Source organism: Pseudomonas sichuanensis (genome assembly GCF_024749065.1).
In the GTDB taxonomy this organism is placed as follows: Bacteria; Pseudomonadota; Gammaproteobacteria; order Pseudomonadales; family Pseudomonadaceae; genus Aquipseudomonas; species Aquipseudomonas sichuanensis.
Window position 1 is genome coordinate 5,716,139 of sequence record NZ_CP087185.1, and the last position, 23,859, is coordinate 5,739,997.

General features: G+C 66.3%; 19 protein-coding genes. 5 read left to right on the forward strand and 14 right to left on the reverse strand.

Annotation, left to right across the window (positions count from 1 at the left end; genetic code table 11):
- Positions 1-139: 139 nt before the first annotated feature.
- Positions 140-1,531, forward strand: coding sequence for an L-cystine transporter (locus tag LOY51_RS25665; protein ID WP_125860944.1), 1,392 nt, complete (start codon positions 140-142; stop codon positions 1,529-1,531).
- Positions 1,532-1,786: 255 nt separating this feature from the next.
- Here the strand turns inward: LOY51_RS25665 and LOY51_RS25670 are convergent, their stop codons facing one another.
- The 4 genes from LOY51_RS25670 to LOY51_RS25685 form a co-directional block, all read right to left on the reverse strand.
- Positions 1,787-4,171, reverse strand: coding sequence for a TonB-dependent siderophore receptor (locus tag LOY51_RS25670; RefSeq protein ID WP_258643620.1), 2,385 nt, complete (start codon positions 4,169-4,171; stop codon positions 1,787-1,789).
- 119 nt (positions 4,172-4,290) lie between these two features.
- Positions 4,291-5,274: a FecR family protein gene (locus LOY51_RS25675; RefSeq protein WP_258643622.1), complete on the reverse strand. Its 984-nt coding sequence runs from the start codon at positions 5,272-5,274 to the stop codon at positions 4,291-4,293.
- On the reverse strand, positions 5,271-5,804 hold the full coding sequence (locus LOY51_RS25680; RefSeq protein WP_125465951.1) for an RNA polymerase sigma factor: 534 nt from the start codon (positions 5,802-5,804) through the stop codon (positions 5,271-5,273). Before LOY51_RS25680 ends, LOY51_RS25675 begins: the two co-directional genes overlap by 4 nt.
- A gap of 74 nt (positions 5,805-5,878) precedes the next feature.
- Positions 5,879-6,397: a dihydrofolate reductase gene (locus LOY51_RS25685; protein ID WP_125860947.1), complete on the reverse strand. Its 519-nt coding sequence runs from the start codon at positions 6,395-6,397 to the stop codon at positions 5,879-5,881.
- Positions 6,398-6,451: 54 nt separating this feature from the next.
- On the opposite strand from LOY51_RS25685, the gene LOY51_RS25690 reads away from it, so the two are divergent.
- Both LOY51_RS25690 and LOY51_RS25695 read left to right on the forward strand, forming a co-directional pair.
- On the forward strand, positions 6,452-7,843 hold the full coding sequence (locus LOY51_RS25690; protein WP_125860950.1) for a DUF2868 domain-containing protein: 1,392 nt from the start codon (positions 6,452-6,454) through the stop codon (positions 7,841-7,843).
- Positions 7,836-9,194 (forward strand): GTPase/DUF3482 domain-containing protein, encoded by a 1,359-nt coding sequence (locus tag LOY51_RS25695; protein ID WP_125860952.1) that lies wholly within the window; start codon positions 7,836-7,838, stop codon positions 9,192-9,194. The genes LOY51_RS25690 and LOY51_RS25695 overlap by 8 nt, the downstream gene beginning before the upstream one ends.
- A gap of 107 nt (positions 9,195-9,301) precedes the next feature.
- On the opposite strand, the gene LOY51_RS25700 is transcribed toward LOY51_RS25695, so the two are convergent.
- The 6 genes from LOY51_RS25700 to LOY51_RS25725 all read right to left on the reverse strand — a co-directional run bounded on the left by LOY51_RS25700 (position 9,302) and on the right by LOY51_RS25725 (position 17,299).
- A complete protein-coding gene (locus LOY51_RS25700) occupies positions 9,302-9,853 on the reverse strand; it encodes a phosphonate degradation HD-domain oxygenase (RefSeq protein WP_125860954.1) in 552 nt (183 codons plus the stop codon).
- A gap of 135 nt (positions 9,854-9,988) precedes the next feature.
- Positions 9,989-11,014 carry a putative 2-aminoethylphosphonate ABC transporter substrate-binding protein gene (locus LOY51_RS25705; RefSeq protein WP_258643625.1) on the reverse strand — a complete coding sequence of 342 codons (1,026 nt, stop codon included), beginning with the start codon at positions 11,012-11,014 and terminating at the stop codon, positions 9,989-9,991.
- 30 nt (positions 11,015-11,044) lie between these two features.
- Positions 11,045-12,769, reverse strand: coding sequence for a putative 2-aminoethylphosphonate ABC transporter permease subunit (locus LOY51_RS25710; protein ID WP_258643627.1), 1,725 nt, complete (start codon positions 12,767-12,769; stop codon positions 11,045-11,047).
- A gap of 1 nt (position 12,770) precedes the next feature.
- Positions 12,771-13,829 (reverse strand): putative 2-aminoethylphosphonate ABC transporter ATP-binding protein, encoded by a 1,059-nt coding sequence (locus tag LOY51_RS25715; protein WP_125860956.1) that lies wholly within the window; start codon positions 13,827-13,829, stop codon positions 12,771-12,773.
- A gap of 218 nt (positions 13,830-14,047) precedes the next feature.
- Positions 14,048-14,917 carry a LysR family transcriptional regulator gene (locus tag LOY51_RS25720; protein WP_125465959.1) on the reverse strand — a complete coding sequence of 290 codons (870 nt, stop codon included), beginning with the start codon at positions 14,915-14,917 and terminating at the stop codon, positions 14,048-14,050.
- Between the two features lie 123 nt (positions 14,918-15,040).
- Positions 15,041-17,299, reverse strand: coding sequence for a heavy metal translocating P-type ATPase (locus LOY51_RS25725; RefSeq protein WP_258643629.1), 2,259 nt, complete (start codon positions 17,297-17,299; stop codon positions 15,041-15,043).
- A 111-nt stretch (positions 17,300-17,410) separates the two neighbouring features.
- Here LOY51_RS25725 and cadR point away from each other — a divergent pair, with 111 nt between their 5' ends.
- Entirely contained in the window at positions 17,411-17,854 is a 444-nt protein-coding gene (gene cadR / locus LOY51_RS25730; RefSeq protein ID WP_125465961.1) for a cadmium resistance transcriptional regulator CadR, read from the forward strand.
- Between the two features lie 106 nt (positions 17,855-17,960).
- Here the strand turns inward: cadR and LOY51_RS25735 are convergent, their stop codons facing one another.
- Genes LOY51_RS25735 through LOY51_RS25745 form a run of 3 tightly spaced genes read right to left on the reverse strand, consistent with a single transcriptional unit; the run spans position 17,961 to position 20,591 of the window.
- Positions 17,961-18,932, reverse strand: a complete 972-nt coding sequence (locus LOY51_RS25735) for a thymidylate synthase (RefSeq protein ID WP_258643632.1) — start codon at positions 18,930-18,932, stop codon at positions 17,961-17,963.
- Positions 18,933-18,982: 50 nt separating this feature from the next.
- Positions 18,983-19,792: a prolipoprotein diacylglyceryl transferase gene (gene lgt / locus LOY51_RS25740; RefSeq protein ID WP_125465962.1), complete on the reverse strand. Its 810-nt coding sequence runs from the start codon at positions 19,790-19,792 to the stop codon at positions 18,983-18,985.
- Positions 19,793-19,808: 16 nt separating this feature from the next.
- The gene (locus LOY51_RS25745; RefSeq protein WP_258643634.1) at positions 19,809-20,591 is read right to left on the reverse strand and encodes a sulfite exporter TauE/SafE family protein; all 783 of its coding nucleotides are present in this window, start codon (positions 20,589-20,591) and stop codon (positions 19,809-19,811) included.
- Between the two features lie 131 nt (positions 20,592-20,722).
- Here LOY51_RS25745 and LOY51_RS25750 point away from each other — a divergent pair, with 131 nt between their 5' ends.
- Positions 20,723-21,469 (forward strand): NRDE family protein, encoded by a 747-nt coding sequence (locus LOY51_RS25750; protein ID WP_258643636.1) that lies wholly within the window; start codon positions 20,723-20,725, stop codon positions 21,467-21,469.
- A gap of 92 nt (positions 21,470-21,561) precedes the next feature.
- Here the strand turns inward: LOY51_RS25750 and ptsP are convergent, their stop codons facing one another.
- Complete coding sequence (gene ptsP, locus LOY51_RS25755; protein ID WP_110992113.1) at positions 21,562-23,841, reverse strand: phosphoenolpyruvate--protein phosphotransferase; 2,280 nt, start codon at positions 23,839-23,841, stop codon at positions 21,562-21,564.
- Positions 23,842-23,859: the final 18 nt, after the last annotated feature.

Sequence of the window (23,859 nt, forward strand, 5' to 3'; positions counted from 1 at the left end):
AATAACGACATGGCGTTATTCCATAAACGACTATGCAAATTCCTTTTGGGTATAAATTCGTTTGTTTTCAGGCTGTTAGCATTTCCGTTCGCAATCGCTCATCAGAGGCGATGCCTCTTCTGCTTTTTCTGGAGCTTCAATGAACCTGCCGCTGTCTCTCAACCTGCTGGCGTTCCTGGCCCTGCTGCTGGGCCTGGCGCAAACCCGCCGCACCGACTGGAGCCTGGCCAAGAAGGTACTGCTGGGCCTGGCCCTGGGCGTGGGCTTCGGCCTGGCCCTGCACACGGTCTATGGCGCCGGCCACCCGGTACTGAAAGCCACCATTGCCTGGCTCGACCTGGTCGGCAACGGCTATGTCGGGCTGCTGCAGATGATCGTCATGCCGCTGATCTTCGCCTCGATCCTCAGCGCCGTGGCCCGCCTGCACAATGCATCGAGCCTGGGTCGCATCAGCGTGCTGAGCATCGGCACCCTGCTGCTGACCACCGCCATCGCCGCGCTGATCGGCATCGTCCTGACCAACCTGTTCGGCCTCAGCGCCGAGGGCCTGGTGGCCGGCGTGCAGGAAAGCGCGCGGCTGCAGGCGATCCACAGCGACTACGCGGGCAAGGTTGCCGACCTCAACATTCCGCAGCTGCTGCTGTCGTTTGTCCCCACCAACCCGGTGGCCGACCTGGCGCGGGCCAAGCCGACCTCGATCATCAGCGTGGTGATCTTCGCCGTGTTCCTGGGCCTGGCCGCCTTGCAACTGATCAAGGACGACAAGGACAAAGGCGAACGCGCGCTGTCGGCCATCGACGTGCTGCAAGCCTGGGTGATGCGCCTGGTGCGCCTGGTGATGAAGCTCACCCCCTATGGCGTGCTGGCGCTGATGACCAAGGTGGTGGCCAGCTCCAACCTCGACGACATCCTCAAGCTGGGCAGCTTCGTGGTGGTCTCGTACATCGGCCTGGGCCTGATGTTCGTGGTGCACGGGGTGATCCTGGCGCTGACCGGCGTCAGCCCGTTGCGCTTCTTCCGCAAAGTGTGGCCGGTACTGACCTTCGCCTTCACCAGCCGCTCCAGCGCCGCCAGCATCCCGCTGAACATCGAGGCGCAAACCCAGCGCCTGGGCGTGCCGCAGTCGATCGCCAGCTTCAGCGCCTCGTTCGGCACCACCATCGGCCAGAACGGCTGCGCCGGCCTGTACCCGGCGATGCTCGCGGTGATGGTCGCCCCGGCGGTGGGCATCGACACCTTCGACCCGCTGTGGATCGCCACCCTGGTGGCCATCGTCACCCTGAGCTCGGCCGGTGTGGCCGGCGTGGGTGGCGGTGCGACTTTCGCCGCGCTGATCGTGCTGCCGGCCATGGGCCTGCCGGTGGAGTTGGTGGCACTGCTGATCTCGGTGGAGCCGCTGATCGACATGGGCCGCACGGCCTTGAACGTGAGTGGCTCGATGACCGCGGGCGTGGTGACCAGCCAGTTGCTCAAGCAGACCGACCAGCAGGTGCTGGGCGGCGATGAGCATGCCGAGCTGAGTCACAGCTGATATCGCCGGGGGCGCTTTGCGCCCCTTTCGCTGGCAAGCCAGCTCCCACAGGGCCATGCATATTCCTGTGGGAGCCGGCTTGCCGGCGATAGAGGTGCTGGGCGGGGATGAGCATGCCGAGCTGAGTCACAGCTGACATCGCCGGGGGCGCTTTGCGCCCCTTTCGCTGGCAAGCCAGCTCCCACAGGGCCATGCATTTTCCTGTGGGAGCCGGCTTGCCGGCGATAGGGCCGCGCAGCAGCCCCAGGCTTCAAGTCAGTAACTGGCCCGCAAGGTCAACGTCAGGTTGCGCGGCTCGCCATAGAAGTTCGCCCCCCAGGCACTGTCCACCCGCTCGTAATACTTGCGGTCGAACAGGTTGTTGGCCGTGAGCGTGGACGACAGGTGCTTGTTGAAGCGATACCCCAGCTGCGCCGTGGCCACGCTGTAACCGCCTTGGACGAAGTCCACGTCACGCTTGTAATAGGTCTGGCTGACCGCCCGCACACCGCCACCCACGCTGAAGCCGTCCAACGGACCATCCTTGAACTCGTAACGCGTCCACAGGTTGAAGTTGTGCTTGGGGGTGATGCTGATGCCCTGGTAGTTCTCCTCGTTCATCGACTTGAGCATGGTGAAGGCGTAGCCGGTGCTGATGCTCCAGTTGTCGGTCAGGTTGCCGGACAGCTCGGTTTCCCAACCCTGGCTACGGACCCTGCCCTGCGCCTCGAAGTAGGTGCTGCGCTCCACCGCCTGCGCACGGTTCTCGTCATAGATGCGGAACAACGCCACGCTGCCGTTCAGGCGGCCATCGAGAAACTCACGCTTGAGCCCCAGCTCGTACTGTTCGCCCTCGCGCGGGTCGATCGGCTTGCCGCTGGCGTCCACGTCGGTCTGTGGCTTGAACACGCTGGTGTAGCTGGCGTAGGCCGAAAGCTCAGGGGTGAGCTTGGCCACCAGCGCCGCGTACGGGATCACCTTGCGGTCGATGTTGGTCTCGGTGTTGGTGAAGTTGTCGAAGAAGGCATTGGCGTTACGCCCTTCGCTCTCGAACCAGGTCACCCGGCTGCCGAGGATCACGTCCAGCCAGTCGGTGGCGCTGATCTTGGTGCGCCCATAGACACCGTACTGCTGCGACTTGACCCAGTTGCCGTTGACCATCTCGTAGTTGCGCTTGGGGATGTTGATACTGCCCGGGTCGTACACATTGATGTCGAAGTACTCCTGGCCGCCGTAGGTGAAGTCCTTGTCCAAGTGCTGGTATTCGGCGCCCACGGTGAGTTCGTGGCTGCGCCCGAACGCCTCCACCGGCAAGGTCACGAAACTGTCCAGGCCGAGGGTCTTGATGTGGGTGTAGTAGGCGTAGGCCACTGCGGAGCTGGCGCCGGTCGCCCTGTCCACCGCGCCATCGGTCCAGGTGAAGTTGCGGGTCGGGGTCTCGGCATCGCGGTAGGTCAGCGAGGTCTTGAACTGGCCGCCATCGTCCAGCGCGTGGTCCACCTCGAAGAAGCCCTCCCAAACGCGTTCGTCCAGCTCGTTCCACTTGGCGTCGACGAAGCTCGAGCGATTCACATCAAGCAGCTTTCCGTCGGCATAGGCCGGCAGGCCGAACGCCGGCGTCGAGTTGTTGCGCTGATAGGCGCCACCCAGGGACAGCGTGGTGGCCGGGGTCACGTCGTATTCCAGGCGGCCATAGACCATGGGCCGCTCGTTCTGCGCATGATCGACGAACGACTGGTTGTTCTCGTAGGCGGTCACGAAACGCCCGCGCAGGCTGCCGTCGCTGTTCAGCGGGCCGGTGATATCGACGGTGGAGTGGTAGCGGTCCCAGCTGCCAGCCGACAGCTCGCCGCTCAGGCCGAAGGTGCCGAGCGCACGCTTGCGCACCAGGTTGATGGTGCCGCCCGGCTCCCCTGCGCCCTGGTACAGGCCGGAAGGGCCGCGCAGTACCTCGACCCGGTCGAACATCGCCAGGTCGAAGCTGGTGGCCATGTCGCCCTGCCCGGTCAGCTGCGAAACGCCGTCCACCTGCACCTGGTCGACCAGGAAGCCGCGCATGTACACATCGTTGAGGTTGGAGCCGCTGTTGTAGCTCTTGATCGTCGCCCCGGTCACCTGGCGCATGGCGTCCTGCAGGCTGTTCATGTTCTGGTCGTTCAGGCGTTGGCGGGTAACCACCGAGACCGACTGGGGGATGTCCTTGAGTTTCTGCTCACCCTTGCCGATGGTCAGCGCGCCGGTGGTGTAGGAGCCGCTGCCCTCGGTGGTGGCCCCCAGCGCGCTGCTGTCGATCTTGACTGCGCCCAGTTGCATCGAGGTGTCGCCTGCCGCGCGCTGGCGCTCCAGGGTGACGCTGTCGGCGTCGATCACGCTGGCGCTCAGCCCGGTGCCTTGCAGCAGCCTGGCCAGCGCCTGGTCCTGTGGATAACTGCCATTCAGGCCCGACGAACGCAGGCCCTGGGTGAACTCGCCCGGCACCAGCACCTGCACCCGGGTGACTGCACTGAAGGCCGCCAGCGCCGAGTCCAGCGACTGCGCCGGGATCTCGAAACGGTAAACCTGTGCCTGCGCTGCGGCCTGCGCCTGCAGCGGCGCGGCCAGGGCTGCGCTGCCCAGCGCGATGGCCAGGCCGAGCACGGTCCGAGTGGCGGTAATCTTCATCAGTGGAGCTCCCCGAAATCGTCCAAGTCATTGAATGGCGCTGCACTATCTGAGAGTGCTTATTATTTGCGCCTGCTCATTCAAGGACGACGGACTTGCGGGAATCCCCGAAACTTTTTTCAACCCTCGCGCAGAATGCGCAGGTAAGGGGTGTATTGCTCGGCGTGGACACCCAGGGTGTGGGTCAGGGCCCTGAGCACGGCTTCCGGCTTGTCGATCTCGAACACCCCGGACACCTTGCGCTGGCGCAGGGCATCGCCCAGCACCAGGGTCTGGCCCGGCCAATAGCGGTTCAGTTCGGCCACCACTTCAGCCAGGGGCTGTTGGCTGAACACCAGTTGCCGTTGCCGCCAGGCGAACGCCCGGCCCGGCTCGAACGGGTGAATGGCCCCCGGCCCATTGGCCGCGTATTCCACCGCCTGCCCCGGCACCAGGAACACTCCGGGGCTTTCCCCCGCACGCACCTGCACCTTGCCCTGGGCCAATTGCACACGGGTCTGTTCGCCTTCGAGGGCGACACTGAATTGCGTGCCGACCACCTTCACCCAGCCGTCGCCGGCACGCACCACAAAAGGCCGGTCGGGGTCACGGGCCACCTCGAACCAGGCCTCGCCACGCAACAGGTGCACACGCCGCTCGCCATGGGCCAGCTCCACCTGGAGCGCGCTGTCGGTGTTCAACTGGATACGCGAGCCATCGGCCAGCTGCACACTGCGCGACTCGCCGGTGGCGGTGGCGTAGTCGGCGCGCCAGCGGTCCAGCCAGGGCGTCTGGCTGAGCAGCAGCCCCAGTGTCAGCACGGCGGCGGCAGCACTTGCCACCCTGGGCCAGGCACGCCGTGGCGCTGTGCGCCATTGCCCGCGCTGCTGCTCGCGCACGCGCCTGGCCGGGGCCTGCAGGGCGCCCAGCAAGGCGATCACCTCGGCCCAGGCCTGGGCCTGCTCCGGCCCCTGCAGGTACCAGTCGGCAAACGCCTGCCGTTCGGCCGCGGTGACATCCTCGGCTTGCAGGCGGTAATACCAGGCGGTGGCTTCGGCGAACAGTTGCTCGCTGTCGGGCATGTCGCTCATGGGGGCAATCGTGCTCTCGGGATCTTGGCTCATGGGCGTTGCCTCCCCCGGTCACCGGCCAACTGCGCCTTGATGAAGGCACGGCAGTCGAGCAGCGCCTTGCGCAACTGGTACTCGACGCTGCGTGGCGTGGTGTTCATGCGCTCGCCGATTTCGCGGTAGGTGCAACCGTCGACATGATAGAGCAGGAAGATATGCCGGGTCGCCTCAGGCAAGGCCTGGATGGCGGCCTGCATCAAGGCTTGCTCCTGCTGTGCGGCCAACTGGTCTTCGGCAGCGGGGGCTTCGCTGGCCAGCTCCTCGCTCGGCTCGCCGGCGTCCAGGCGCTCACGGCGAATGGCCTGGCGCTGGTGGTCGCGCACCAGGTTGCTGGCGATGGTGAACAGAAAAGCCGAAAGGTTGTCGATCTGCTTGTCGGCAGGCAGCCGCGCCAACCGCAGGAAGGACTCCTGGGTCAGGTCGGCGGCCACCTGCGCATTGCCGGTGCGCCGTGCCACGAAGGCCTCAAGGGCCTTCTTGTGCTCGGTGAACAGCCGGGCGATCTGCTTGTTCCATGAAGACACGGCGCATCCTGGCTCTAGGTCTCAAGAGGTGCGCACGCTAGCAGAAGATGAGATGGATTCGCAATTGCTGCTGATCAGCGTTTATCCCAGACCTCGAAATGGTAGGCCGGGCCATCGCCCTCGGCGGCCTGGGCCTGGCTCGATGCCAGCTGCCACTGCGCCGGGTCGTACTCGGGGAACCAGGCATCGCCCTGGGGCGACAGCTCGACCCGGGTCAGGTACATGCGGCTCACCAGCCCTTTTTCCAGCGCCTGGCCGTAAAGCTGCGCGCCGCCGATCAGCATCAGCTCCTCGACGCCCTGCTCCCGAGCCCACTGCTCGGCGCGTACCAGCGCGGCTTCCAGCGACGCGAACACCTCGGCACCGGCCAGTTGCAACCCAGGCTGGCGGCTGACCACGATGTTCAACCGCCCCGGCAACGGCCGGCCCAGCGAATCCCAGGTCTTGCGCCCCATGATGATCGGCTTGCCCAGGGTGGTGGCCTTGAAGTACTTGAAGTCCCCCGGCAGGTGCCAGGGCATGGTGTTGTCGATGCCGATCACACGGTTCTCGGCGAGGGCCGCGATCAGGCTGAGGGGGAGTGAGGTAGTCATGGCGGCGAGGATAGCACCGGGCACGTGGGTTATGCTTGCGCCCTGACCTGTGCAATGGACGAGCTTGTGACTGCACTGACTGAACTGGACAAACACTGGCTCACCGAAGCGGTGCGCCTGCGCGAAGAACACGCCGGCCCCCTGGAGGACCAGGAAGCCAACCGCCGCGCCCGCCAGCAGGGTGGCGACCTGGCCACCCGTATCGCAACCCGCGCCCTGTGGCTGGCCGAGCGTGACGGCATGGCCGAGGCGCTACGCCACTGGAAGCAAGGCGCCCGCCTGGCCTTGATGGCGCTGATGGTGCTGGCCGTGTTCAGCGGCGCCGGCCTGGGCCTGGCGGCGCTGGGCGACGGCCTGCGCCCGGTGAACGTGTTCTGGGCCCTGGGCAGCCTGCTCGGCCTCAACCTGGTGTTGCTGGCCGGTTGGGCCATCGGCTTTTGCTGCGCCGGCGAACAGGGTGCAACGCTGGGCCGCCTGTGGTTGTGGCTGAGCGAACGCCTGGCCCGTGATGCCAAGGCCGCGCAACTGGCCCCGGCGCTGCTGGTGCTGTTGCAGCGCCAGCGCCTGAACCGCTGGCTGCTCGGTGCCCTGGTGCATGGCCTGTGGCTGTTGGCGATGCTGGCGGCGCTGGGCATGTTGCTGGCGTTGCTGGCGACCCGACGCTACGGCTTCGTCTGGGAAACCACGCTGCTCGCCGCCGAACCCTTCATCGCCCTCACCCACGCCCTCGGCGCCCTGCCCTCGTTGCTGGGCTTCGCCGTGCCGGACGAAGCGATGATCCGCGCCAGCGGCGACACCCTGCCGGCCCTCGACCTGGCGCGCCAGGCCTGGGCCAGCTGGCTACTCGGCGTGGTGCTGGTGTACGGCCTGTTGCCGCGCCTAGTGCTGGCCGCGCTGTGCCTGTGGCGCTGGCGCCAGGGCCGCGGGCGGCTGACCCTGGACCTCAACCTGCCCGGCTATGCGCAGTTGCGTGAAGCGCTGATGCCACGCAGCGAGCGGATCGGCGTACAGGACGCGGCCCCAGAAGCGCTCCCGCAGTTCGAGGCCGGGCAACTGGACAGCGGCAGCAGCGGCGCCCTGCTGGTGGGCCTGGAGCTGGACGATCAGCAGCCCTGGCCACCGGTTCTGCCGCAAGGCGTCACCAACGCCGGCGTGCTCGACAGCCGCGAATCGCGCAACAAACTGCTCGAACAGCTTGGCCGCTTCCCCCCGGCGCGCCTGGCCATCGCCTGTGACCCGCGCCGTTCACCGGACCGTGGCAGCCTGGCGCTGCTCGCGGAGCTGGCGCGCAATGCCGGCGCCACGCGCATCTGGCTGCTCCAGCCACAACCCGGCCAGGCGCTGGACGCCGCGCGCCTGGGCGACTGGCACGACGCCCTCGACCGCCTGGGCCTGCCCCACGCCGACACCTCGCCGCTGACCTGGCTGGAGCATGGCCATGACTGAGCCCCTGAAACTGGCCGTGGTCGGCCACACCAACGTCGGCAAGACCTCGCTGCTGCGCACCCTCACCCGCGATGTCGGCTTTGGCGAGGTCTCGCACCGCCCCAGCACCACCCGCCATGTCGAAGGCGCGCGCCTGTCGGTGGACGGCGAGCCGCTGCTGGAGCTGTACGACACCCCCGGCCTGGAAGACGCCATCGCCCTGCTCGACTACCTCGAACGCCTCGAGCGACCGGGCGAGCGGCTGGACGGCCCGGCCCGGCTGGAGCGTTTCCTCCAGGGCAGCGAGGCGCGCCAGCGCTTTGAACAGGAAGCCAAGGTGCTGCGCCAGTTGCTGGCGAGCAACGCCGGGCTGTATGTGATCGACGCCCGCGAACCGGTGCTGGCCAAGTACCGCGACGAGCTTGAGGTGCTGGCCGGTTGCGGCAAGCCACTGCTACCGGTGCTCAACTTCGTCGCCAGCCACCAGCACCGCGAGCCGGAATGGCGCGAAGCCCTGGCGCGGCTGGGCCTGCACGCGCTGGTGCGGTTTGACAGCGTGGCCCCGCCGGAAGACGGCGAACGGCGCCTCTACGAAAGCCTCGCCCTGTTGCTGGAAGACGCCCGCCCGGCCCTGCAGCGGCTGATCGACGACCAGCAGGCGCAGCGCCTGGCCCGCCAGCACAGCGGCAAACGCCTGATCGCCGAATTGCTGCTCGATTGCGCCGCCTGCCGGCGCAGTGTCGAGCCCGCCGACGAAGCCCATGCCATCGAGGCCCTGCGCCGGGACGTACGCCAGCGCGAGCAGCGCTGTGTCGAGGCGCTGCTCAAGCTCTATGCCTTCCGCCGCGAAGATGCCGATGCCGGTGACCTGCCTTTGCTGGATGGCCGCTGGGGCGATGACCTGTTCAACCCGGAAACCTTGAAGTTGCTGGGCGTGCGCCTGGGCAGCGGGGTGGCGGCAGGTGCAGCGGCCGGCGCCGGCGTCGATCTGCTGGTCGGCGGCCTGACCTTGGGCGCCGCGGCGCTGGCCGGGGCCATTGCCGGCGGCGCGCTGCAAACGGCGCGCAACTATGGCGCGCGGTTGATGGGCAAGCTCAAGGGCCAGCGGGAATTGACGGTGGATGACACCGTGCTGCGCCTGCTGGCGCTGCGTCAGCAGCAGTTGATGGTGGCGCTGGAGCGCCGCGGGCATGCGGCGCAGGACAGCATTCGCCTGGGCGCACTGGACGAGAAGGCCTGGCGCGAAGGCAAGCTGCCCGAGGCGCTGAGCAAGGCGCGGGCGCATCCGCAGTGGTCGACGCTCAATCCGGGGGGCAAGGTGAATCAGGCGGAGCGACAGGAGCAACTGGAGGCGTTGGTTTTGCAGATCTGAGTCAGCAGGTTCGGCCTCTTCGCGGGTAAACCCGCTCCCACAGGTCATGTGCAGGCCCTGTGGGAGCGGGTTTACCCGCGAAGAGGCCGGTGCAGGCCATCAAAGTCTCAGAGCAATGCCAGGGCCTTCTGCTTCAGCACCATCAGGTCCATCACCGGCACTCCGACCTCCTTGGCCAACTCATCCCACTCGCGCATCCGCAGGCTCAGCGCAAACAACGGATCCCCCTCGAACGCATCGGCCTCGGCATCGCTCATCACCCCGCCCTGATACCCCAGCGTGCGCCGGCTGGCCTCGCTCAGTCGGTCGTAATACCCCGGCTGGCGCAAGGTCAGGTAGCGCTTGGCCTCGACGTGGTACTCCACCAGGCGCGCCATGCGCTCACCGAAGCCGGCACGGCGCAGGTACTCGGCGCCCAGGCGTTCGTGGCTGACCACGCCATAGCCGCCCATGCTGGCTTCGCCTTCACCCAGCAAGTGGCCGATGTCGTGGAAGAACGCCGCCAGTACCACTTCGTCGTCGTAGCCTTCGGCCATGGCCAGTTGCGCGGCCTGGGACATGTGTTCGAGCTGGGTGATGGCTTCGCCGATGTAGTCGGCGCTGCCGTGGTGTTCGTAGAGGGTGAAGGTGTTATCAATGACCTGGATTGCAGTGAGCATGGATCCACTCCGAATGAATCTGTAAGGCCAATCGCCGGCAAGCCGGCTCCCACAAAGAGCTGCTTCACGCCACCCCTGTGGGAGCCGGCTTGCCGGCGATTCGAGGCCGCAGGCCGCGCAGAAGCCTAGCGGCTGTTACTGCTGGGCGACTTTCTCCGACTTGCCGTCATAGCGCTTGCGCCATTCGCTGAGGATCTCGTCGCGGTTCTTCGAGGCCCAGGCGAAGTCGTTCTTGATCAGGCGCTGCTCGTAGTCCGCCGGCAACTCGGTCTGGGGCTTGGCGATGCCCGGTGCGGCGAGCACGGCGAAGTTCTCTTTGTATAGCTCCATCGCAGCGGGGCTGGCGGAAAAATCTGCCAGGCGCCGGGCCGCATCGGCCTTCGGCGAGCCCTTGATCACGGCGGTGGCCTCTATCTCCCAGCCCAGGCCTTCCTTGGGCAGCACGATGTCCAGCGGCGCGCCTTGGCGCTTGAGCTGCACGGCCGGGTACTCGAACGAGATGCCGATCGGGAACTCGCCGGCAGCGGCCAGCTTGCACGGTTTGGAACCGGAATGAACGTACTGGCCGATGTTCTGGTGCAGGGCGTCCATGTAGGCCCAGCCCTGGGGCTCGCCGAAGGTCTGCAGCCAGGCGCTTACATCCAGGAAGCCGGTGCCGGACGAGGCCGGGTTGGGCATGACGATCTTGCCCTTGTACTCGGGCTTGGTCAGGTCCTGCCAGCTCAGCGGCTTGCTCAGGCCCTGCTTCTCGGCTTCAACCGTGTTGAAGCAGATGGTCGCGGCCCACACGTCCATGCCGACCCAGGCCGGCGGATTGGCGGCGTCGCGGTAATTCGCCGAGATCTTGCCGAGGTCCTTGGGCGCATAGGCATCGAGCATGCCGTTCTGGTCAAGGATGGCCAGGCTGGAGGCCGCCAGGCCCCACACCGCGTCGGCCTGCGGGCGGTCTTTTTCGGCCAGCAGCTTGGCGGTGATGATGCCGGTGGAGTCACGCACCCACTTGATCTCGATGTCCGGGTTGGCCTTCTCGAAGGCCTGCTTGTAGCTCTTGAGCTGCTCGGCCTCAAGGGCGGTGTAGACGGTCAGCTGGGTGGCGGCAGCCGAGGCCTGCAGGCTGAACACGGCGGATACGGCAGCGGCAAGTACGAGGGGCTTGAACATGGTGCGGTTCCTATCGTTGTGGGCAGTCGGTCAATGGCCGGGAGCGCGTTGGCGCCAGGCCTGGGAGCGGCGCAGCAGGCCGCGTGAAGCAGCGGCCAGCAGCAGCGAGGCGGCGGCGCTGGTGAGCAGGATCAGGGTGGACATGGCGGCGGCGCCGCCGACGTTGCCGGCGTCATCCATGTTCAGCACGGCGACGGCGGCGAGAATGGTGTCGGGGCTGTAGAGGAAGATCGCCGCCGACACCGTGGTCATGCCCGAGACGAACAGGTAGCGGATGATGTCCAGCAGCGCCGGCAGGCAGATCGGTACGGTGACGCGCATGAAGTGCTTGTACAGCGGCGCCTTGAGCGACAGCGCGGCGGCTTCGAACTCACCGTCGAGCTGGCGCAGGGCGGTGGTGGCGGTCATCTGCGCGGTGGTCAGGTAGTGGGCGATGGTGCACACCACCAGCAGCGCCATGCTGCCGTAGAACACATGCAGCGGGTTGCCGTTGAGGTTGAAGAAGAACACGTAGCCCAGGCCGAGTACCAGGCCGGGCACGGCCATGGGGATGAAGCTGAGCAGACGCAGGGCCTGGTTGAGCAGGCGTTGGCCTTGGGTCTTCTCCATCAGGTAGGCGCCGCTGAAGATGATCACGCTGCCGATCAGCGCGGTGCACAGGGCCATGGTCACGCTGTTGCGGTAGGCCAGCCAGCCGCCGCCGGCGGTGTCGTCGAACTGGTAGTGGTTCAGCGACAGCGACAGGTTGTAGGGCCAGAACTTGACCAGCGACGAATACACCGCCATGCCGATCACCGCCAGCAACGCCGCGCACACCACCAGCACCAGGGCCAGGAAGCAGGCATCGCGCAGCCTGGAAGGCTTGGGCTCGAACACCTGGGCGCGGCCGCTCATGGCCTCGCCCTGGCGGCGGCGCAACCAGGCATCGACGGCAAAGCTGAGCAAGGCCGGCACCAGCAGCACCATGCCGATCAGCGCGCCACGGCCGAACTGTTGCTGGCCGACCACCGCCTTGTAGGCTTCCAGCGCCAGCACCTGATAGTCGCCACCGACCACCACAGGCACGCCGAAGTCGGTGATGGTCAGGGTGAACACCAGGCAGAACGCGGCGAATACCGCCTGGCGGGTGGCCGGCCAGGTGATGCTGAAGAAGGCCCGGGCTGACCCGGCACCCATGCTCGACGCCGCATCGAACAGCCGGGCATCGGCCAGCGACAGCGCCGACAGCAGGATCATCAGGGCATGGGGGAAGGTGTAGATGGCCTCGCCGAGGACGATGCCCCAGAAGCCGTAGATGTTGTCGCTGAGCAGCCCGCGCAGCAGGCCCTGGTTGCCGAACAGGTACACCAGGGCGATGGCCGGCAGCATCGACGGCGCCAGCAGCGGCAGCAAGGAAATGCCACGCCACAGGCCCTTGGCCGGGATCAGCGTGCGTTGCAGGGCATAAGCGAACAGGTAGGCCAGCGGCACGACGATGGCCGCGACGGTGAAGGCCACCGACAGGCTGTTGCCGAGCAGCCAGTGGAAGTTGGCGCTGGCGAACAGCTCGCGGGCCGCCACCAGGCCACCGCCCTGGCCTGCATCGGCACTGAAGCCTTTCCAGAAGATCGCCAGCAACGGCATCAGCACCGCCAGCACCAGCAGGATCAACAGCAGGCTCTTGCCGCCAACGACGAACAGCCGGTCACCGAAGGCGACGCCACCGCGCGGCGCGGCCTTGGCACTGTTCAGGGGCAGGGTCATGGGCGCGGCCATCTCAGGCAAACACCTGCAGGCTCTGCGGTGGCAGGGCCACCCAGATGTCCTGCGAGCCCAGGCGCGGCATGGCTTCTGGGGCAAGCTCGGCGAGCAGGGCATGGCCCGGCAGGGCCTTGAGCTCGAAGCTCATGCGGCAGCGGTTGCCGAGGAAAGTGATCTCGCGGACCTTGGCCGGGAACAGGTTTTCCTCGTGCACCACCGGGTTCACGGTGATCGCCTCGGGGCGGCAGAACAAACGGCCGCTGCTGGCACGGCCGGCGTTGGCCGCCAGGCGCATGTTCATGCTGCCGACCTGGGCATGGCTGTCGCTGCTGCGCTGGAACGGCAGCCAGTTGCCCTGGCCGACGAACTCGGCGACGAACGGCGTGGCCGGCTGGTCGTAGATTTCCTGCGGGGTGGCGTATTGCTCGACCTGGCCGTTGTTCATCACGGCGATGCGGTCGGCCATCAGCATGGCCTCGTCCTGGTTGTGGGTCACCATCAGCGTGGTGATGCCCAGTTGGCGCTGCAGCTGGCGCAGCTCGGTACACAGGTGCTCGCGCACCCGGGCGTCGAGTGCCGACATCGGCTCGTCGAGCAACAGCAGCGATGGCTTGGGGGCCAGGGCGCGGGCCAGGGCCACGCGTTGCTGCTGGCCGCCGGAAAGCTGGCCGGGGTATTTCTTTTCGCTGCCCGACAGGCCGACCAGTTCGAGCATTTCGCTGACACGCTGGCGCACCTGGTCACGGCTGCTGGCGGTCAGGCCGTAGGCGATGTTGGCTTCGACGGTAAGGTTGGGGAACAGCGCGTAGGACTGGAACAGGATGCCGTAGTCACGGGCCTGGGGCGGCAGCTCGGAGATGTCGCGGTCGCCGATGTACAGGGTGCCGCGGTCCTGGCGTTCCAGGCCGGCGATGCAGCGCAGCAGGGTGGTCTTGCCGCAGCCCGAGGGGCCGAGCAGGCACACCAGCTCGCCAGCGGCGATGTCCAGGGACACGTCGTTGAGCGCGGTGAAGGCACCGAAGCGTTTGTGGATGCCGCGCACTTTCATCTGTGCGCCCGGGGTGACGTGGTTCATGGCGAGTCCTCATCGAAGCGATGGGGGCCATGCTAGGCAGGCTGTGCGAAGGTTCTGTGGCGTTGGGGCAAAAGCCGGTGATAGTGGTATAGGCAGATTTTGTAGTGGCTTTGAGGGCCTCTTCGCGGGTAAACCCGCTCCCACAGGTACAGCACAGTATTCAGAAACTGTGCTGTACCTGTGGGAGCGGGTTTACCCGCGAAGAAGCCAGCGCTTATCTAGAACTGCGAACCCACCACTTCCTGCGCCACCCCCAGGAACGCCGCCGGTAACCGCGCCTGACGGCGCTCCTTCAGGCAATACAGGTACTCATGCATCACCGGCGCATCGTCCAGCGCCAGCACCCGCAGCTCGGGGTTATGCGGCACTTCATGGCGGGCAATGATGCTGATGCCGATATTGCGCAACACCGCCTCACGGATCGACTCACGGCTGCCGATCTCCAGCAGCGCCCCGGCCTTCACCCCGGCGTCCTGCAGCATCTGCTCGGTGAGTTTGCGGGTGGTCGAGCCCTTCTCGCGCATCAACAGGCAATGCCCGGCCACCGCGTCAATCGACACCGCCTGGCGCTGCGCCAAGGGATGGTTGCGGTGAACCGCCAGCACCAGCGGGTCGGTGCCCAGCACCCGGCGCACCAGGCGTGCGTCTTCGAGCAGTTGCGACGAGGCGGCGATATCCACCCGGTAGTCCTCGAGCATTTCCAGCACCTGCTGCGAATTGCCGATCTCCACCGCCACTTCTACCTGGGGCAGGCGCTCGCGGAAGATCTTCACCAGGTCGAGGATGTAGTACGGCGCGGTGGCGGCGATGCGCAGGCTGCCCTGGGCCTGGCCGCTGTTGCGCAGTTCGAACTCGATGTCGGCTTCCTGTTGCAACAGCGCCTTGACCATCGGCAGCAGGCGCACGCCCTCCTCGCTCAGCACCAGGCGCCGGCCGCCACGGTAGAACAGCTCGACGTTGTACTGGCTCTCGAGGTTGCGGATCTGCGTGGTCACCGTGGGCTGGCTGAGCCCGAGCTTCTTCGCCGCCAAGGTGATGCTGCCCAGTCGGGCCACCATGTAGAAGGCTTTGAGCTCGGCACTCAGCATCGCGGTAGACCGCAGCTACAAGCGGCAAGCTGCAAGCTGCGAGAAAAAGTCGGCGCGCGTCGTTTCATGGATCTCGATTCCACCTCGTTCAGCTTGAAGCTTGCCGCTTGAAGCTTGCGGCTGCTACTTACGCAGCAGGCGCAGGCCGTTGAACACCACCAGCAAACTCACGCCCATGTCGGCGAACACTGCCATCCACATGGTGGCCATGCCGGCAAAAGTGATCGCCAGGAATATCGCCTTGATCCCCAGGGCCAGCACGATGTTCTGGGTAAAGATCGCCGCACTTTGGCGCGACAGCCTGACGAACGCCGGGATTTTGCGCAAGTCATCGTCCATCAGCGCCACGTCGGCGGTCTCGATGGCCGTGTCGGTGCCGGCGGCAGCCATGGCGAAACCGATCTCGGCGCGGGCCAGGGCCGGCGCGTCGTTGATGCCGTCACCGACCATGCCGACCCGGTGGCCCTCGGCGTACAGGCGCTCGATGGTGGCCAGCTTGTCCGCCGGCAGCAGGTTGCCCTCGGCCCGGTCGATCCCCACCTGGGCGGCGATAGCCTGGGCGGTGTGAGGATTGTCGCCGGTCAGCATGACCGTCTTGATACCGAGTTCATGCAGTTCGGCAATGGCCTGGCGGCTGCTGTCCTTGACCGTGTCGGCCACGGCGAAGAGTGCCAGCGGGCCACTGCGGTCGAGCAGCAGCACCACGGTCTTGCCCTGGCGCTCCAGCTGATCGAGCTCGGCTTCGAGCTGTGGCGAGCACAGGCCCAGCTCCTCGACCAGGCGATGGTTGCCCAAGTGGTAGGTTTCACCGTCGATGTCGCCGCGTACGCCACGTCCGGCCAAGGCGGCGAACTCGGTGACTTCGCTCAGTACCAGGGCTTGCCCCTTGGCGAAGAGCGCGATGGCGCCGGACACCGGGTGGTCGGAACGGTCGGCGAGGCTTGCCGCCAGCGCCTGGGCGCGGCCCTCGAACAGCGGGTCGAGCACCTTACTGTCGGTTTGCACCGGCTTGCCGTGGGTGATGGTGCCGGTCTTGTCCAGGGCCAGGAAGTCCAGCTTGCGCCCACCCTCCAGGTACACGCCGCCCTTGATCAGGATGCCCTTGCGCGCGGCAGCGGCCAGGCCACTGACGATGGTCACCGGGGTGGAAATCACCAAGGCGCAGGGGCAGGCCACCACCAACAGCACCAGGGCGCGGTATATCCAGTCGAACCAGGCGCCGGCCATGAACAGCGGCGGGATGATCGCCACGGCCAGGGCCACGGCGAACACCACCGGGGTATAGATGCGCGAGAACTGGTCGACGAAGCGCTGGGTCGGCGCACGGGCGCCCTGGGCCTCTTCGACCGCCTTGATGATGCGTGCCAGGGTCGACTGGCCAGCGCCCGCGGTGACGCGATACTCCAGCGAACCGGCCTGGTTGATGGTGCCGGCGAACAGCTTGTCGCCCAGCGTTTTCTCTACCGGCAGGCTTTCGCCGGTGATCGGCGCCTGATCGACGCTGGATTGCCCACTGACAACCTCGCCGTCCAGGCCGATTCGCTCACCCGGGCGTACCCGCACCAGGGCGCCCAGCGTCACCTCGCGCACCTCGACTTCGCGCCACTGCCCGTCAGCCTGCTGCACGGTCGCCATGTCCGGCGCCAGTTGCATCAGGCCACCGATCGCGTTGCGCGCACGGTCCAGCGAGCGGGCCTCGATCAGCTCGGCCACGGTGAACAGCACCATCACCATGGCCGCTTCCGGCCACTGACCGATCAGCACGGCACCGGTCACAGCGATGCTCATCAGCGCGTTGATGTTGAGGTTGCGGTTCTTCAGGGCGATCCAGCCCTTCTTGTAGGTGCCCAGGCCGCAGCCGAGGATGGCGGCCAGGGCCAATGCCGCGACCAGCCACTCTGGGGCAAGGGCGGAGAAATGCACGATTTCAGCGGCGATGGCCGCCACACCCGACAGCGCCAGCGGCCACCAGCGGGTCTTGGCGGCAGGTGCGGCACTGGCCTCGTCTTCACCGCTCAGTGGCTCGGCCTGCATGCCCAGGCTGTCGATGGCGCGCTCGATCTCGGCGGTGCCGTCGAGGGTGTGGCGTACGCCCAGCACGCGGTTGATCAGGTTGAATTCCAGCTGTTCGATGCCGGCCATCTTGCCCAGCTTGTCCTGGATCAGGGTCTGCTCGGTCGGGCAGTCCATGGCCTGGATGCGGAAACGGCTGAGCTGCGCCCCGGCGCTGGCCTTTTCGGTCAGTTGCACCAGGGCCGGCGCGGCGCTGGCACCGCAGCAGCTGTGGGCATGGGTGTCGTGGCTATGGCCTTTGTCACCATGCGCGTGGTCATGGGCGTGGCCGTGGTCATGCTTGTGTTCGGGGCTGACAGGCTGGTTCATGGAATCATCCTTAACTGAGCACTGGCCTCTGCAGTTATCCACAGAGCGGGTTGTTGCCAAGTGAACACCCTGTAGCCACTATAGGGTCAAGCCCTCTGCAGGAGATTTGCCATGAAGATCGGAGAACTGGCCAAGGCCACTGATTGCGCCGTGGAGACCATTCGCTACTACGAGCGCGAGCAACTGCTGCCCGAGCCCGCCCGCACCGATGGCAACTACCGGCTGTACACCCAGGCCCACGTGGAGCGGCTGACGTTCATCCGCAACTGCCGCACCCTGGACATGACCCTCGACGAGATCCGCAGCCTGTTGCGCCTGCGCGACAGCCCGGAAGGCTCGTGCGGCAGCGTCAATGCGCTGATCGACGAGCATATCGAGCATGTGCAGGCGAGGATCGACGGGTTGCTGGCGCTGCAGGCGCAGCTGGTGGAGTTGAGGCAGCAGTGCAATGCGCAGGGGGCGGAGTGCGCGATCTTGCAGCAGTTGGAGACCAATGGGGCGGTGTCGGTGCCGGAGGTGGAGCATTCCCATGTGGGGCGTAGCCACGGGCATTGAAGCCTAAAAGCATCGCGGGGCAAGCCCGCTCCCACGCTGACTGTGTATAGCCTGCGTGGGAGCGGGCTTGCCCCGCGATAGCGTCAGCTCAGGCGATGAGGATCTGTCAGACCGCCATCGGCGCCGTCATCGGCGCATGGTGCTCGTAGCCTTCCAGCCAGAAATCACTCGGTTCGATCTTCTCCAGCCACTCCGGCTCGTACTTGCCGGTCTCGGCAAACGCCGGCACGCGGTCACTGATCACCAGCTTCGGCGACGCCAGCGGCTCGCGCTTCATCTGCTCGTTGAGCATGTCCAGGTGGTTCTCGTACACATGGGCATCGCCGATGAAGTAGGTGAACCAGCGCGGGGTGTAGCCGGTCAGGCGGCCGAACAGCGACAGCAGCGCGGCGCCTTCGGTGAGGTTGAACGGCGTGCCCAGGCCCAGGTCGTTGGAGCGGATGTAGAGGGTCAGGGAGATTTCCTTGGTCTCGACATTCGGGTGGAACTGGTACAGCAGGTGGCACGGCGGCAGGGCCATCTCGTCGAGCTGGGCACAGTTCCAGCCGTGGAACAGGATGCGGCGGCTGCCCGGGTCGTTGGCGATGGTGTCCAGGCACTGGCGCACCTGGTCGATGGCCTTGTACAGGATGACGAACGCCTGGCCGTCCTCCTCGTCCTGGGCGATCTGGCGGAAACCGGCCTTCTCGGCCATTGCGATGGCGGCCGGGTTGCTCAGCGCAATGCGCTTGTAGCCCGGCCACTGGCGCCATTGCACGCCGTAGATTTCGCCAAGGTCGTCATGGCCCAGGCGGAACGGGTTGGCCAGCCACTGGGCGTTTTCGTTGGCGTTCTGGTCCCAGACCTTGCAGCCCAGTTCACGGAACTCGCCGGCGTTCTTCACGCCACGCAGAAAGCCCACCATCTCGCCGATCGCCGACTTGAATGCAAGCCGGCGCGTGGTGATGGCCGGGAAGCCTTTTTGCAGGTCGAAACGCAGCATGGCGCCCGGCAGGCTGATGGTGCGGGTGCCGGTGCGGTTTTCCTGCAGCGTGCCGTTGTCGATGACGTCACGGACCAGGTCCAGATACTGTTTCATGGCTTACCTGTAGCGAGCACGGCAGGGGGATCGCCCCTGCCGTGGAGGTTTCAGTGGGCGGGTGTCGCCGTGGGCTTGCGATTATAAGCCCACCAGATCAGGCCGAGGCCAGCCAGGATCATCGGCACGCAGAGAATCTGACCCATGGTCAGCCAGCCCCAGGCGATGTAGCCCAGCTGGGCGTCCGGCACGCGGACGAATTCGACGATGAAGCGGAAGATGCCGTAGAACAGCGCGAACATGCCGGACACCGCCATGGTCGGGCGCGGCTTGCGCGAGAACGCCCAGAGGATGACGAACAGCGCCACACCTTCCAGGGCGAACTGGTACAGCTGCGACGGGTGACGCGGCAGTTGCGCCGGGTCGCTGAACGGCGGGAAGACCATGGCCCACGGCACGTCGGTGGCCTTGCCCCACAGTTCGGCGTTGATGAAGTTGCCGATGCGCCCGGCGCCCAGGCCGATCGGCACCAGCGGTGCGACGAAGTCCATCAGCTCGAAGAACGACTTGTTGTTGCGCTTGCCGAACCACAGCGCCGCCAGCATCACGCCGATGAAGCCGCCGTGGAACGACATGCCGCCCTTCCACACTTCGAAGATCAGCGTCGGGTTGGCCAGGTACTGGTGCAGGTCGTAGAACAGCACGTAGCCCAGACGCCCACCGACGATCACCCCCATCGACAGCCAGAACACCAGGTCGGACAGCTTCTCGCGGGACCAGGTGGGGTCGAAACGGTTGAGCCGGCGCGAGGCCAGCAGCCAGGCGCCGCCGATGCCGATCAGGTACATCAGGCCGTACCAGTGGATTTTCAGCGGCCCGAGGGCCACGGCCACGGGATCTATCTGCGGGTAAGGCAGCATGGATTTTCCTCTTGGTTCAAATCAGAAAACTTAAGCCGACGCAGAACAGCAGCGCGGCGAACAGGCGTTTGAGCAGACGCGGCGACAGCCTGTGCGCCAGGCGCGCGCCAAAGCGGGCAAAGAACATGCTGGTCACGGCGATGCCGACCAGCGCCGGCAAATACACATAACCCACACTGTGGACCGGCAGGTGCTCCTCGTGCCAGCCAAGCCACATGAAGCTCAGGGCACTGGCCAGGGCGATCGGCAGGCCGCAGGCCGACGAGGTGGCCACGGCCTTCTGCATGGGCAGGCTGCGCCAGGTCAGGAACGGCACGGTCAGCGAGCCACCGCCGATGCCGAAGATCGCCGAGGCCCAGCCGATCACGCCGCCGGCGCCGATCAGGCCAGGCTTGCCGGGGATGCCACGGCTGGCCTTGGGCTTGAGGTCCAGGGCCATCTGCGCGGCGATCACCAGGGCGAACACGCCGATGATCTTCTGCAACATCGGGCCCTGGATCAGCGAGGCAGTCTTGGCCCCCACCAGCGCACCGAGCAGGATGCCCACGGCCATCCAGGTGAAGATCGGCCACTGCACCGCGCCTTTGCGCTGGTGCTCGAGCACGGCATTGATCGAGGTGAAGACGATGGTGGCCAGCGAGGTACCAACCGCCAGGTGGGTGAGGACCGCGGGGTCGAAGCCCTGCAAGGTGAAGCTGAACACCAGCACCGGCACGATGATGATGCCGCCCCCCACGCCGAACAGCCCGGCCAGCACGCCGGCGCAGGCACCCAACAGCAGATAGAGTACGAATTCCATTCGTGGCCCCTGTGGAAAACAATCCGGCATGGTAACGGAAGCCAAGCCCGGCGCTCTAGTGAAGTCTGTGTCAGGTGATGGATCAGCTCCCCCGGCGCGGGTAGAGTGGCCGAAAACACAGGGGACAACCTATGTGCCTGATCGTATTCGCCTGGCGGCCGGGTACCGCCCGGCCGCTGATCGTCGCGGCCAACCGTGACGAGTTCCATGCCCGCCCGACCCAGGCCCTGGCGGCCTGGGCGGATGCGCCGGGGGTGTACGCCGGGCGCGACCTGGAGGCCGGCGGCACCTGGCTTGGCGTAGGGCCGCAGGGGCGCTTCGCCGCGCTGACCAATATCCGCGACCCGCGCCAGGCGCTGGGGCCACGCTCGCGGGGCGAGCTGGTGGCGGCGTTTCTGCAGGGCGAACTAGGGGTAGAGGCGTATCTGGATCAAGTCGCCAGCCGTAGCGGGCAGTACTCCGGGTTCAACCTGCTGGTCGGGGATGCCGGGCAGCTGGGCTACCTGCATGCCCGGGAAGCGGCGCCGCGCTTGTTGGGGCCGGGGGTCTACGGGCTGTCGAATGCCTGGCTGGACACGCCGTGGCCCAAGCTGGTCAAGGCGCGCAACGGCCTTCAGCAGTTGCTTGAATCAGCTGAACCGGAACAACTGATGAGTTTGCTGGCCGACGGTGAGCCGGCCTTGGACAGCGAACTGCCGGAAACCGGCGTGGGGCTGGCCACCGAGCGGCTGCTGTCGAGCGTGTTCATCGCCAGCCAGAACTACGGGACGCGGGCGAGTACGGTGCTGATTGTGGACGACCAAGGGCGGCGGCGCATGGTGGAGCGCAGTTTCGGGCCGTTTGGGGGGCATCTGGGGGAGGTGAGCCTGGAGGTCTGAGCCAGCCCTCATCGCGGGGCAAGCCCGCTCCCACGCAGGCTACGTGGGAGCGGGCTTGCCCCGCGATAGGGCCAGTACAGGCAACGTCGAATTCAGAGGGTTTTGTTAGCCCCAGGCCCGATCATCCGCGCCAGCCCCAGGTTCTTCAGCGCCAGTTGCAGCGAGCTGTGGATAACCTGCGGGTTGTCATGGCTCATGGCATCGACCAGCAACTCCTTGGCCTTGCTCATGTTGATCTGGCGCAGCATCCATTTCACTTTCGGCAAGTTGGTGGCGTTCATCGACAGGCTGTCGAAGCCCATGGCCATCAACAGGATCGCCGCTGCCGGGTCGCCCGCCATTTCGCCACAGATGCTCACCGGCTTGCCTTCGCCATGGGCGTCGCGCACCACGGTGTTCAAGGCCTGCAACACGGCCGGGTGCAGGTAGTCGTAGAGGTCGGCGACCCGCGGGTTGTTGCGGTCGACCGCCAACAGGTACTGGGTAAGGTCGTTGGAACCGACCGACAGGAAGTCCACCTGCCGCGCCAGCTCCTTGGTCTGGTACACCGCCGCGGGGATTTCCACCATCACGCCCACCGGCGGCATCGGCACGTCGGTGCCCTCGTCGCGGACTTCGCCCCAGGCCCGGTGAATCAGGTGCAGTGCCTCCTCCAGCTCGTGGATGCCGGAAATCATCGGCAGCAGGATGCGCAGGTTGTTCAGGCCCTCGCTGGCCTTGAGCATGGCGCGGGTCTGCACCAGGAAGATTTCCGGGTGGTCGAGGGTGACACGGATGCCGCGCCAGCCGAGGAACGGGTTCTCTTCCTTGATCGGGAAGTACGACAGCGCCTTGTCGCCACCGATGTCGAGGGTGCGCATGGTCACCGGCAGCGGGTGGAACGCCTGCAGCTGCTCGCGGTAGATCGCCAGCTGCTCCTTCTCGCTGGGGAAGCGCTGGTTGATCATGAACGGCACTTCGGTGCGGTACAGGCCGACACCCTCGGCGCCACGCTGCTGGGCGCGCGCCACGTCGGCGAGCAGCCCGGTGTTGACCCACAGCGGCATGCGGTGGCCGTCCGGGGTGATGCACGGCAGCTCGCGCAGGGCGTCGAGCCCCTGGGCCAGCTGGCGCTCCTCCTCGACCACGTCGCGGTACTGCTTGCGCAGCACTTCGCCGGGGTTGGTGTACACCTCGCCCTTGTAGCCGTCGACGATCAACTCGATGCCGTCGACTTTCGAATACGGCAGGTCGACCAGGCCCATGACCGTGGGGATGCCCATGGCCCGGGCGAGAATCGCCACGTGCGAGTTGCCCGAGCCAAGCACCGAGACCAGGCCGACCAGCTTGCCTTCCGGCACCTCGCCAAGCATGGCGGGGGTCAGTTCTTCGCTGACCAGGATGGTGTTGTCCTGGTACACCAGCGACTGCGAACGGGCTTCCTGCAGGTAGGCGAGCAGGCGACGACCGAGGTCCTTGACGTCGGAGGCGCGCTCGCGCAGGTAGTCGTCGTCCATCAGTTCGAAGCGGTTGACGTGTTCGCCAACTACCTGGCGCAGCGCACCCTGGGCCCACTGGCCGGTCTTGATGACCTCGGTCACCTCGCCACCAAGGGCGGCGTCCTCGAGCATCATCAGGTAAACGTCGAACAGCGCGCGCTCTTCCGGGCGCAGCTGGGTGGCCAGCTTGGCCGACAGCTTGCGCATGTCTTCGCGCACGCCTTCGAGGGCGTTGTTGAACAGTTTGAGTTCGTTGTCGATGTCTTCGACGGTCTTGTCCGGCACCACTTCCAGATCAGCCGGCGGCAGCATCACCACGGCGCGGCCGACCGCGGCCCCTGGCGAGCCCGGCACGCCGACGAAGCGCGCCTCCTGGATGCCCTTGCCCTGGCGGCCCAGGCCGCGGATCGAGCCGGTGGCCTCGGCATGGGCGATAACCCCGGCGAGCTGGGCGCTCATGGTGACCAGGAAGGCTTCCTCGCCTTCATCGAACTGGCGGCGCTCTTTCTGCTGGATGACCAGCACCCCGACCACGCGGCGGTGATGGATGATCGGTGCACCGAGGAAGGAGGCGAATTTTTCTTCGCCGGTCTCGGCGAAGTAGCGGTAGCGGGGGTGGTCGGCGGCGTTTTCCAGGTTCAGCGGCTCTTCCCGGGTGCCGACCAGGCCGACCAGGCCCTCGTTGGGGGCCATGCTGACCTTGCCGATGGAGCGCTTGTTGAGGCCTTCACTGGCCATCAGCACGAAGCGGTTGGTCTCAGGATCGAGCAGGTAGACCGAGCAGACCTGGCTGCCCATGGCTTCCTTGACGCGCAAGACAATGATACCCAACGCCGTCTTGAGATCTTTGGCGGAGTTCACTTCCTGGACGATCTTGCGCAGCGTATTGAGCATGGCTCGGGGTCGGACTCC